Raw genomic sequence first — 11,153 nt, forward strand, 5'->3', positions numbered from 1 at the left:
CAAACCCTATACCCGTGACGTGGGCCACCTCGACCCGAAGGTCCCGCAGGGCCCAGGCGTCCACGTGCTGGGACGGCGGTGTGCCTGGTGAGCGCGGGTCGCGCCCCGGTCAGAGGTCAAGCAGGTCCGGGCTCAGGCCGGCCTCGGTGTCGGGGATGCCGAGCTCGGCGGCACGCTTGTCGGCGGTCGCCAGCAGCCGCCGGATGCGCCCGGCCACCGCGTCCTTGGTCAGCGGCGGGTCGGCGAGCTTGCCGAGCTCCTCGAGCGACGCCTCCTTGTGCGCGAGCCGCAGCTCACCGGCCTCGCGCAGGTGCTCGGGCAGGTCCTCGGCCAGGATCTCGAAGGCACGCTCGACGCGCGCACCCGCGGCGACGGCGGCTCGCGCGGACCGGCGCAGGTTGGCGTCGTCGAAGTTGGCGAGCCGGTTCGCCGTCCCGCGGACCTCGCGGCGCACACGCCGCTCCTCCCACACCAGCGTCGTGTCGTGCGCACCCAGGCGCGTGAGCATCGCGCTGATCGCGTCGCCGTCGCGGATGACGACCCGGTCGACGCCGCGCACCTCGCGTGCCTTCGTCGGGATCCCCATGCGGCGCGCGGCGCCGACGAGCGCGAGCGCCGCCTCCGGCCCGGGGCACGTGACCTCGAGCGCGGACGACCTGCCGGGCTCGGTGAGCGAGCCGTGCGCCAGGAACGCGCCGCGCCACGCGGCCTCGGCCTCGCTGACCCCACCCGCGACCACCTGCGGGGGGAGGCCGCGCACGGGCCGACCGCGGTTGTCGAGCAGACCCGTCTGGCGCGCCAGCGACTCGCCGTCCTTGACGACGCGGACCACGTAGTGCGAGCTGCGCCGCAGCCCGCCCCCGGCCACGACGATGATCTCGCTCTCGTGCCCGTACACCTCGAAGATCGCCTGCCGCAGACGACGGGCCGCGATCGCCGTGTCGAGCTCCGCCTCGATCACGATGCGCCCCGAGATGATGTGCAGGCCGCCCGCGAACCGCAGGGTCGCCGAGACCTCGGCCTTGCGGGTGGAGGTCTTGTCGACCTTGAGCCGTGCCAGCTCGTCCTTGACCTGTGCCGTCAACGCCATGGGCGTCATCCTGCCATCACGGCCGACCCCGCGGGGACGCTCACCGCCGTCGAGCGACGTCCCCCAGGGTTCCCTCGACCACGTCGCGGTAGGCCGCGGCAAGACGCAACGGGTCGTGCTCGGCGCTGCCGTCGCTCCGGCCGACCTGCCGCAGCAGCAGGCGGGCGCCGCCGTGGTCGCACCGACGCGCGAGCAGGTCGATGTCCTCCACCGCGCGGGGATCGGCGACGACGGCGTGCACGGGCAGGTCCGGAGCGTGCGCGTGCAGCACCTCGAGGTAGTCCTCCGCGTGCATGCCGGCGGTCTCCCCGTCCTCCTCCGGCTCGAGGTTCAGGGTCACGACGATCCGCGCGGACGTCCGCAGCAGCGCCGCCCGCAGCTCCGGGACCAGCAGGTGCGGGACGACGGAGGTGTACCAGGAGCCCGGGCCCAGGACCACCCAGTCCGCCGCGTCGACCGCCGCGACGGCCTCGGGGCACGCCGGCGGTTCGGGCGGGACGAGCCGCAGCTGCTCGATGTGTGCCGTCGTCCCCGCGACCGACGTCTGCCCGCGCACCACCGTCGTGCCACCACCGGGCGCGGCGACCGTCGCCTCGATCGACAACGGGACCGCGGCCATCGGGAGCACCCGGCCACGCGCACCCAGCAGGCGCCCCACCCAGTCCAGACCGGCCACGGGGTCGTCCAGGAGCTCCCAGAGCGCGACGATCAGCAGGTTGCCGACGGCGTGCTGGTCCAGGTCGCCCGACGAACGGAACCGGTGCTGCAGCACGTCGCGCCAGGTCCGACCCCAGTCGGTGTCGTCGCACAGCGCGGACAACGCCATCCGCAGGTCCCCCGGCGGCAGGACGTCGAGCTCGTCGCGCAGGCGGCCCGACGAGCCGCCGTCGTCGGCCACCGTCACCACCGCGGTGATCTTGTCCGTGAGCAGACGCAGGGCGCTGAGGCTCGCCGAGAGACCGTGCCCACCACCCAGCGCGACCACGGCGGGCCCCGCGCCGGCACGGGCGCCCGACGGGACGGGGAGCGCCATCATTCCTTGCCGAGGTCGCGGGCGGCCACCGTGACGCGGTGCCCCCTGGCACGCAGCCGCGCGCCGATCGCCTCGCTCGTCGCCACCGACCGGTGCTTGCCGCCGGTGCACCCGACGGCGATGGTGACGTAACGCTTCTCCTCGTTGAGGTACCCGGCCAGCACGGGTTCGAGGGCGTCGACGTACCGGTCGATGAAGGTCTTCGCCCCCGGCAGGCCCAGGACGTAGTCGCGCACCGGCGCGTCCCGGCCGGTCAGGTGCCGCAGCTCCGTGATCCAGTACGGGTTGGCCAGGAAGCGCATGTCCACGACGTGGTCGGCGTCGAGGGGGATGCCGTACTTGAACCCGAACGAGACGACCGTGATCCGCAGCTCGTCCTCGTTCTCGCCCGAGACGGTCGCCCGCACCTCCCGCGCCAGGTCGTGGACGTTGAGTTCGGACGTGTCGATCACCGTGTCGGCCTGCTCGCGGATGTCGGCCAGCACGGCGCGCTCCCGGGCGATGCCGTCCAGGATCCGCCCGTCCGCCTGCAGAGGGTGCGGGCGCCGGACCTGCTCGAAGCGCCGGACCAGGACCTCGTCGGACGCGTCGAGGAACAGGATCCGGTACTCGATGCCGGCCTCGCGCATCCCGCCGAGCACCTGGGCGAGATCGCGGAAGAACCCGCCGCCGCGGACGTCGATCACGGCCGCGACCCGCTGCGCGCGCGTGTCGTGCGGGCCGGTGGTGAGCATGCCGACGAGGTGCGTGAGCATCTGGGCGGGCAGGTTGTCGACGACGTACCAGTCGAGGTCCTCGAGCACCGCGGCCGCGCGCGACCGGCCCGCACCGGACATGCCCGTGATGATCAGCACCTGCGGCGCGTGGACGCGAGGCGGCTCGGTGACGGCGTCCAGGGCCGGGATGCCGCGCGGGACGGTCATCGGCGACGGTTCGTCGGTCATGCGCCCAGCATGCCAGCCGACGACGGCTCGTCGGCTCCTGCCTCGGGCGAGTCCGCCGCCTGCGTGCCCTCCGGGTTGCCCGTCAACGCGGCGACCACGGCGGCCGCGGTCCGCTCCCCCATGCCCGGCACCGTCGCGATCTCCTCGACCGACGCGGCCTTGAGCCGCTTGACGGACCCGAAGTGGCGCAGCAGCGCCGCCTGCCGTGCGGGACCAAGGCCGGGGACGTCGTCGAGGACCGACGCCGTCATGCCCTTGCTGCGCCGCTTGCGGTGCGCGGTGATCGCGAACCGGTGCGCCTCGTCGCGGACGCGCTGCAGGAGGTAGAGACCCTCCGAGCTGCGCTGCAGGATCACGGGGTAGTCGTCGCCGGGGACCCAGACCTCCTCGAGCCGCTTGGCCAGGCCGCACAGCGCGACGTCGTCGATGCCGAGCTCGGCCAGTGCGGCGGCCGCGGCCGCCACCTGCGGCGGGCCGCCGTCGACGACGACGAGGTTGGGCGGGTAGGCGAAACGTGTCGGCTTGCCCGTGCGCTCGTCGATCGGGCCGGACCGCGGCCGTCCGTCGTCGTCCAGGTCGTCCGCGCCCAGCTCGAGGTCGCGCGCGTCCGCCCGGTCGCTGAGGTAGCGCCGGAACCGCCGCGTGATCACCTCGTGCATCGCGGCCGTGTCGTCGCGAGCCCCCTGCCCCTCCGGGCCGCGGATGATGAACGAGCGGTACTCGCTCTTGCGGGCCAGCCCGTCCTCGAACACCACCATCGACGCCGACTGGTACGTGCCCTGGTTGTGGGACACGTCGTAGCACTCGATCCGCAGCGGGGCCGACGGCAGGTCGAGGGCCTCCTGGATCTCCTGGAGCGCCTGGCTCCGCGTCGTGAGGTCGCCCGCTCGTCGCGTGCGGTGCAGGACGAGCGCGTGCTCGGCGTTCTTCAGCACGGTCGCTGCGAGCTCGCGCTTGTCGCCGCGCTGCGGGACCCGCACCTGCACCCGCGAGCCGCGCAGGCCCGAGAGCCAGTCCTGGACCTGGTCGACGTCCGGCGGCAGCACGGGCACCAGCACCTCGCGCGGGACGTTCGCCCCAGCGTCACCGTCGGCGCCGTACACCTGCTGGAGAAGGTGCTCGACGAGCTCGGCGTCGTCGAGGTCCTCGACCTTCTCCACCACCCAGCCGCGCTGGCCACGGATGCGTCCGTCGCGGACGTGGAAGACCTGCACCGCGGCCTCGAGCTCGTCGCCGGCCAGCGCGAAGATGTCGGCGTCGGTCCCGTCCGCGAGAACCACGGCGTTGCGCTCGGTGGCCCGCTCGAGCGTGGCGATGTCGTCGCGCAGGCGTGCCGCCCGCTCGTAGTCGAGCTCGGCGGCGGCCTCCTTCATGCGGGCCGTGAGCCGACGCGTGAACCTGGCCGCGTCCCCGGCCATGAAGTCGCAGAAGTCCTGGGCCAGCGCGTGGTGGTCGTCGGGCGAGATCCGCCCCACGCAGGGCGCCGAGCACTTGTCGATGTAGCCGAGCAGGCACGGCCGGCCCTGCTGCGCCGCCCGCTTGAAGACGCCCGACGAGCACGTCCGTACCGGGAACACGCGCAGCAGGAGGTCGACGGTCTCCCGGATCGCCCACGCGTGGGCGTACGGGCCGAAGTACCGGGTGCCCTTGCGCTTGGCGCCGCGCATGACCTGGACGCGGGGGAACTGGTCGGCCATCGTCACCGCGAGGTAGGGGTACGACTTGTCGTCGCGGTACTTGACGTTGAACCGCGGGTCGAACTCCTTGATCCACGAGTACTCGAGCGCGAGCGCAGCCACCTCGGTCGGCACGACGGTCCACTCGACGGCGGCCGCCGTCGTGACCATCTGGAACGTGCGCGGGTGCAGGTTGGCGGGGTCCTGGAAGTAGCTGCTCAGCCGCTGGCGCAGGCTCTTGGCCTTGCCGACGTAGATGACGCGGCCGTGCTCGTCGCGGAACCGGTACACCCCGGGCGAGTCCGGGATCTCCCCCGGCGCAGGCCGGTACGTGGCGGGGTCTGGCATGCGCTCGAGCCTACGTCGCGGCACCGACAGGTCGGGCCGCGCCGCCGCCGGCGGTGTTGCACAGAACTTGTGCATCGTTTTTGTGCATGCTTCCATCGAGGCATGGATGACACCCTGCGGCTCGACGCGCACGCCGTCACCGTGCTGGCCCACCCGCTGCGGACCCGGCTGCTCACTGCCCTGCGCCTGGACGGCCCGGCCACCGCCACCGCGCTGGCGGGGCGGCTCGGGACGAACACCGGCGCCACGAGCTATCACCTGCGCCGGCTCGCCGAGGTCGGCCTCGTCGTGGCGGCGGCGGACCACGCCGGGCGTGGTCGCGAGCGGTGGTGGCAGGCCGCGACGCGCGCGCACTCGTTCTACCCGAGCGACGTCGAGGACTCCCCCGACGCCCGCGCCGCGCTCACGTGGCTGCAGCAGTCCTACCAGCACGACGTCGAGTGCCGAGCCGCCGCCTGGTACGCGCACAGCCTCGACGAGCCGATCGAGTGGCAGGACGCGGCCGGCAGCTCCGACGAGGTCCTCACGCTCGACGCCGCGACGACGACCGCGCTCATGGCCGACCTCTCGGCGGTCGTCGCGCGCTACCGCGAGGCGGAGCCGTCGACCGGGGCCGAGGCGCGACGAGTCTTCGTCGTGCTCAACGCATTCCCGGAGGTGGCCGACGAGCTCGACCGCACCGGTGGCCTCCCGGAGCCGTCATGACCGGACCCGAGTCGCCCGAACCGGTGGAGCCCGGGACCGGTGCCCGCGCGGCGCACGGACCTGCGGCACTCGACCTGGTCACCGCCCGGCGGCGCTTCCTGGTGCTCACCGCCCTGCGCTGGTTCCCGGTCGGGCTGACCATCCCCGTCACCGTGCTGCTGCCCGTCTCCCGCGGGCTGTCCCTGAGCCAGGTCGGCCTCGCCATGGCGATGCAGGGCGTCGTCGTGCTCCTGCTCGAGCTGCCCACCGGCGCGCTCGCCGACACGGTCGGCCGCCGGCGGTTGCTGCTGCTCGCGGGGGTCTTCGGGCTCGCCTCGACCTCGCTGATCCTGACGTCGCACTCGCTGGTCTGGTACGCGGTGGCGTGGGCGCTGCAAGGCGTGTTCCGCGCCCTGGACAGCGGACCGCTCGAGGCGTGGTTCGTCGACGCCGCGCTGGCGGCCGATCCCCGCGCCCGTCTCGAACGGTCGCTGTCCGCCCAGGGCGTCGTGCTGGGGATCGCCATCGGGACCGGTTCGCTCGTCAGCGGCGCCGTCATCGCGTGGGCGCCGCACGGGCACCTGGAACCGATGGCCGTGCCGGTCGCCTGCGCCCTGGTGCTGCAGGTCGTCTCGCTCGTCGCGATCGGCACCCTGATGGTCGACCACGCGCCGCACGGGGGGCTGGCGGGTGCGTGGCGCGGGGTCACCGGCGCGCCCGGTGCTGTCCGCGACGGCATCGGGCTGGTGCGCGCCGACCGCGTGCTGCGCTGCATCGTGCTCGTCGAGCTGCTCTGGGGATTCGGGATGGTCGCGTTCGAGCAGCTCACGCCCATCCGCCTCAGTGACCTCCTCGGAGACCCGGCCGCCGCAGCGGCGATCAGCGGGCCAGCCGCTGCGTGCGCGTGGCTCGCCTCCGCCGGCGGTGCCGCCGTCGTCCCCCGCTGCGGCACCCGCTGGGGCGTGGCCCGCACCGCGATGGCGCTGCGGCTGGTGCAGGGCGCGACGATCGTCGGCATCGGCTTCGCGACCGGGGTCGTCGGCGCGTTGACCGCCTACCTGGCGTGCTACGCCGTGCACGGCGCCTCGAACCCGGCACACCTCACGTTGCTCCACGGACGCGTCACGGGAGAACGCCGGGCCACCGTGCTGTCGGTGAACTCGATGGTCGGCCAGCCCGGCAGCATCGTCGGGACCATCCTGCTGACGTGGCTCGCCGACCGTACCTCCGTGGGCCTCGCGTGCCTGGTCGCCGCCATCGTGCTGGCGTCCGCGGCACCGCTGTACCTGCCGGCCTGGAGAGTCGAACGTGCCGAACGGGCGCACGCCGCTACCGTGGGGTGATGGCGCTGCTGCACTCGTACTCGGTCGACCTCACCTGGACGGGCGCGGGCAGCGCCGGGACCAGCACCTACACGTCCTACGGTCGTGACCACGAGCTCTCCGCCGGCGCCAAGCCGGTGCTGGCGGGCACGTCCGACCCCGGGTTCCGCGGCGATCCCGATCGCTGGTCGCCCGAGGACCTGCTCGTCGGATCCCTGTCGCAGTGCCACATGCTCTGGTTCCTGCACCTGGCCGCGACCGCCGGGGTCGTCGTGACCGGGTACAGCGACTCCGCGTCCGGGACCATGCGGATCGAGGCAGCCGGGCACGGCCGCTTCACCGAGGTCGTGCTGCACCCACGCGTCACCGTCCGTGACGCGGCGCTCGCCGACGGCACGCCGGTCGACGACGAGCTGCTCGCCGGACTCCATCGCGCCGCGCACGAGCACTGCTTCATCGCCCGGTCGGTCAACTTCACCGTGCGGCACGAGCCGGCGCCGGTGCACGTGGCCGGCACCGCGTCTGGCACCCCGGCTCGCACGGCAACCGGCAATGTGACGGCCGCTACGGAGCGCCCGGCCCCTGCGGCGCACGCAGGCTGAGCCAGCGCGGTTCCAGGACATACCCCAGGCGCAGGTTGGCCCGCAGCGAGGCCTCGTTCGCCGCCGTGCCGCCGGTGCCGAAGTCCCGGTAGCCGCGCTGCCTCAGGACCAGGATGGAGCGCGCCTTGACGGCGGTCGCCAGGCCGCGGCCCCGGACCGAGGCCCGGGTCACGGTGAACTCGGTCTCCACCCGGTCGTCGCGCGGGCCGAGCACCGAGACGCAGTCCAGCTGCCGGCGGTCGTCGACCCGCACCGCGCCGAACGCCCACCACCCGGACTCGAGGCGCGCGGCGAGCTCGTCGACGTCGGGTACCTCGTGCGGGGACGCGGGCGTCCACGGGTAGTCCTCCGCGCACGCGGCGTCGAGGTCGACGATCCGACGAGCGTCGCCAGCGTCGAGCTGGACCGTGCGCCACCCGCACGACGCCACCGCGTCCGCGACCTGCTCGAGGCCGGCCACGTCCTGCCCGACCGCGAGCCGGGCGCCCCACGACTCGGCGACCGTGGTCCATCCCTGCGCGAGCAGGATCGCGACGTCGGGGTCGTCCTCGCGCAGCACGCGGAGGTTGTCGCTTCTCAGGCCGACACCCTTTCCGTCTCGGCCTCGAGCACCTCGGCCAGGAACCGGCCCGTGTGGCTGCCCGGCACCGCGGCGACGTGCTCCGGGGTGCCCTCGGCGACGACGAGGCCACCTCCCGAGCCGCCCTCGGGACCCATGTCGATCACCCAGTCCGCGTTCTTGATGACGTCGAGGTTGTGCTCGATGACGATCACCGAGTTGCCCTTGTCGACCAGCGACTGCAGCACCCCCAGCAGCTTGCGGATGTCCTCGAAGTGCAGGCCCGTCGTGGGTTCGTCGAGGACGTAGATGGTGCGGCCCGTCGACCGGCGCTGCAGCTCGGCGGCGAGCTTGACGCGCTGCGCCTCACCGCCCGACAGGGTCGGGGCGGGCTGACCCAGCCGCACGTAGCCGAGTCCGACGTCGGTGAGCGTCTTGAGGTGACGGCTGATGGCCGGGACCGCGGCGAAGAACTCCGCCGCCTCCTCGATCGGCATCGCCAGGACGTCGGCCACCGTCTTGCCCTTGAAGTGGACCTCGAGCGTCTCGCGGTTGTACCGGGCGCCGTGGCAGACCTCGCAGGGGACGTACACGTCCGGGAGGAAGTTCATCTCGATCTTCAGCGTCCCGTCACCGGAGCACGCCTCGCAGCGCCCGCCCTTGACGTTGAACGAGAACCGGCCGGGCGTGTAGCCGCGGACCTTCGCCTCCGTGGTCTCGGCGAACAGCCGACGGACGTGGTCCCAGACGCCGGTGTACGTGGCCGGGTTGGAACGCGGCGTGCGGCCGATCGGTCCCTGGTCGACGTGCACCACCTTGTCGAGGTGCTCGAGCCCGGTGACGCGCTTGTGCCGGCCCGCGACCTGGCGCGCACCGTTGAGCTCGTTGGCGAGTACGGTGTACAGGATGGAGTTCACGAGCGTCGACTTGCCCGAGCCGGACACGCCCGTGACCGCGGTCAGCGTGCCGAGCGGGAACGACACGTCGATCCCCGTCAGGTTGTGCTCACGCGCACCGATCACCGCGAGCTGGCGCTTCTTGTCGACCGGGCGTCGCTGCGCCGGCATCGGGATGGCGCGACGGCCCGACAAGTACGCACCCGTGACCGACTCGGCCGACGACAGCAGTCCCGGCAGGTCGCCGGAGTGGACCACCCGGCCACCGTGCTCCCCGGCCCCCGGGCCGATGTCGACGATCCAGTCCGCGGTGCGGATCGTGTCCTCGTCGTGCTCGACGACGATGAGCGTGTTGCCGAGGTCCCGCAGGCGGGTCAACGTGTCGATGAGGCGCCGGTTGTCACGCTGGTGCAGGCCGATCGACGGCTCGTCGAGCACGTACAGCACCCCGACGAGGCCCGAGCCGATCTGGGTGGCCAGGCGGATGCGCTGCGCCTCGCCGCCCGAGAGCGTCCCGGCCGGGCGCGTCAGCGAGAGGTAGTCGAGGCCGACGTCGAGCAGGAAGCCGAGCCGTGCCTGGATCTCCTTGAGGACCTGGGCGGCGATCGCTCGCTCCCGCTCCCCCAGCTCCAGGCCGTCCAGAAAGTCGCGCGCCTCCCGGATGGGCAGCGCGCACACCTCCGCGATCGACCTGCCCCCGACCCGCACCGCGAGGACCTCGGGCTTGAGGCGCGCGCCGTCGCAGACCGGGCACGGGACCTCGCGCATGTAGGCCTCGTACTTCTCCTTGCTCCACTCGGAGTCGGTCTCGTTGTGCCGACGCTCGAGGAAGGTGATGACGCCCTCGAACCCGGTCGAGTACTGCCTCTCGCGCCCCCACCGGTTGCGGTAGCGGACCTTGACCTCGTGGTTCTGCCCGTGCAGCACCGCGTCCCGCGCGCGCTGCGGCAGTGCCCGCCACGGCTGCGTCATCGAGAAGCCCATCTCCTGCGCCAGCGCCGTCAGCACGCGCTGGAAGTACTCGCTGGAGGTCTGTGACCAGGGCGCCACCGCGCCGTCCTCGAGCGAGAGCTCCTCGTCCGGGATGACGAGCTCCGGGTCCACCTCGAGGCGCGAGCCGATTCCTGTGCACTCGGGGCAGGCGCCGTACGGGGCGTTGAAGGAAAAGGTGCGAGGCTCGATCTCGTCGAGCGTGAGCACGTGGTCGTTGGGGCAGGCGCGGTGCTCGGAGAACCGTCGCTCGCGCTCGGGGTCGTCGACGTCCGCATCGACGAGCTCCACGACGAGCAGCCCGCCCGCGAGGTTGAGCGCGGTCTCGACCGAGTCCGTCAGGCGCCGCTGCACGCCCTCGCGCGAGACGAGGCGGTCCACGACCACCTCGATGTCGTGCTTGAGCTTCTTCTCGAGCGTGGGCGGGGAGGTCAGCTGGACGACCTCGGTGTCCACGCGCGCCCGGGAGAAGCCCTTGGCCTGCAGCTCGGTGAACAGGTCGGCGTACTCGCCCTTGCGGCCGCGGACCACGGGCGCGAGCACCTGGTAGCGCGTTCCCTCGGGGAGCTCCAGCAGCTTGTCGACGATCTGCTGCGGCGTCTGGGCTGTGACCCGCTCGCCGCACACCGGGCAGTACTGGGTGCCGGCCCGCGCGAAGAGCAGGCGCAGGTAGTCGTAGACCTCGGTGATGGTGCCGACCGTCGAGCGCGGGTTGCGGTTGGTCGACTTCTGGTCGATCGACACCGCGGGCGACAGCCCCTCGATGAAGTCGACGTCGGGCTTATCCATCTGGCCCAGGAACTGGCGCGCGTACGCGGACAACGACTCGACGTAACGCCGCTGCCCCTCGGCGAAGATCGTGTCGAACGCCAGCGACGACTTCCCGGACCCGGACAGGCCCGTGAACACGATGAGCTTGTCGCGCGGGAGATCGAGGTCGACGTTGCGGAGATTGTGCTCGCGGGCGCCCTGCACCACCAGACGGTCATTCACGCGTGCGAGTCTACGG

The 11,153-nt window shown here is 72.8% G+C and carries 9 protein-coding genes; 3 read left to right on the top strand and 6 right to left on the bottom strand.

Annotated features, from left to right (window positions below; genetic code table 11):
* Window positions 1–109 precede the first annotated feature (109 nt).
* From whiA to uvrC, 4 genes are read right to left on the bottom strand one after another with little or no spacing between them, the layout of a single operon-like run.
* Window positions 110–1,090, bottom strand: a complete 981-nt coding sequence (gene whiA / locus IC607_RS07925; protein WP_191786757.1) for a DNA-binding protein WhiA — start codon at window positions 1,088–1,090, stop codon at window positions 110–112.
* A 40-nt stretch (window positions 1,091–1,130) separates the two neighbouring features.
* Window positions 1,131–2,126: a uridine diphosphate-N-acetylglucosamine-binding protein YvcK gene (gene yvcK, locus IC607_RS07930; RefSeq protein WP_370526078.1), complete on the bottom strand. Its 996-nt coding sequence runs from the start codon at window positions 2,124–2,126 to the stop codon at window positions 1,131–1,133.
* A complete protein-coding gene (rapZ, locus tag IC607_RS07935) occupies window positions 2,123–3,067 on the bottom strand; it encodes an RNase adapter RapZ (RefSeq protein ID WP_191786761.1) in 945 nt (314 codons plus the stop codon). The genes yvcK and rapZ overlap by 4 nt, the downstream gene beginning before the upstream one ends.
* Window positions 3,064–5,091: an excinuclease ABC subunit UvrC gene (uvrC, locus tag IC607_RS07940; protein ID WP_191786763.1), complete on the bottom strand. Its 2,028-nt coding sequence runs from the start codon at window positions 5,089–5,091 to the stop codon at window positions 3,064–3,066. The genes rapZ and uvrC overlap by 4 nt, the downstream gene beginning before the upstream one ends.
* A gap of 102 nt (window positions 5,092–5,193) precedes the next feature.
* Between uvrC and IC607_RS07945 the strand changes: the two genes are divergently transcribed.
* Genes IC607_RS07945 through IC607_RS07955 form a run of 3 tightly spaced genes read left to right on the top strand, consistent with a single transcriptional unit; the run spans window position 5,194 to window position 7,699 of the window.
* Window positions 5,194–5,796, top strand: a complete 603-nt coding sequence (locus IC607_RS07945; protein ID WP_191786765.1) for a winged helix-turn-helix domain-containing protein — start codon at window positions 5,194–5,196, stop codon at window positions 5,794–5,796.
* On the top strand, window positions 5,793–7,118 hold the full coding sequence (locus tag IC607_RS07950; RefSeq protein ID WP_191786767.1) for an MFS transporter: 1,326 nt from the start codon (window positions 5,793–5,795) through the stop codon (window positions 7,116–7,118). Before IC607_RS07945 ends, IC607_RS07950 begins: the two co-directional genes overlap by 4 nt.
* The gene (locus IC607_RS07955; RefSeq protein ID WP_191786769.1) at window positions 7,118–7,699 is read left to right on the top strand and encodes an OsmC family protein; all 582 of its coding nucleotides are present in this window, start codon (window positions 7,118–7,120) and stop codon (window positions 7,697–7,699) included. The genes IC607_RS07950 and IC607_RS07955 overlap by 1 nt, the downstream gene beginning before the upstream one ends.
* Here the strand turns inward: IC607_RS07955 and IC607_RS07960 are convergent.
* Both IC607_RS07960 and uvrA read right to left on the bottom strand, forming a co-directional pair.
* Window positions 7,662–8,258: a hypothetical protein gene (locus IC607_RS07960; protein ID WP_191786771.1), complete on the bottom strand. Its 597-nt coding sequence runs from the start codon at window positions 8,256–8,258 to the stop codon at window positions 7,662–7,664. The genes IC607_RS07955 and IC607_RS07960 overlap by 38 nt on opposite strands.
* 17 nt (window positions 8,259–8,275) lie before the next feature.
* Window positions 8,276–11,137 (bottom strand): excinuclease ABC subunit UvrA, encoded by a 2,862-nt coding sequence (gene uvrA, locus IC607_RS07965; RefSeq protein ID WP_191786773.1) that lies wholly within the window; start codon window positions 11,135–11,137, stop codon window positions 8,276–8,278.
* Between the last annotated feature and the right edge of the window lie 16 nt (window positions 11,138–11,153).

It is taken from the genome of Cellulomonas sp. JH27-2 (assembly GCF_014837175.1).
In the GTDB taxonomy this organism is placed as follows: Bacteria; Actinomycetota; Actinomycetes; order Actinomycetales; family Cellulomonadaceae; genus Cellulomonas.

Excerpts from the sequence above, each read along its gene's own strand:
- uvrC (WP_191786763.1), bottom strand. The coding sequence starts at position 5,091 with ATGCCAGACCCCGCCACGTACCGGCCTGCGCCGGGGGAGATCCCGGAC.
- whiA (WP_191786757.1), bottom strand. The coding sequence starts at position 1,090 with ATGGCGTTGACGGCACAGGTCAAGGACGAGCTGGCACGGCTCAAGGTC.
- IC607_RS07945 (WP_191786765.1), top strand. The coding sequence starts at position 5,194 with ATGGATGACACCCTGCGGCTCGACGCGCACGCCGTCACCGTGCTGGCC.
- IC607_RS07955 (WP_191786769.1), top strand. The coding sequence starts at position 7,118 with ATGGCGCTGCTGCACTCGTACTCGGTCGACCTCACCTGGACGGGCGCG.
- yvcK (WP_370526078.1), bottom strand. The coding sequence starts at position 2,126 with ATGATGGCGCTCCCCGTCCCGTCGGGCGCCCGTGCCGGCGCGGGGCCC.
- IC607_RS07950 (WP_191786767.1), top strand. The coding sequence starts at position 5,793 with ATGACCGGACCCGAGTCGCCCGAACCGGTGGAGCCCGGGACCGGTGCC.
- rapZ (WP_191786761.1), bottom strand. The coding sequence starts at position 3,067 with ATGACCGACGAACCGTCGCCGATGACCGTCCCGCGCGGCATCCCGGCC.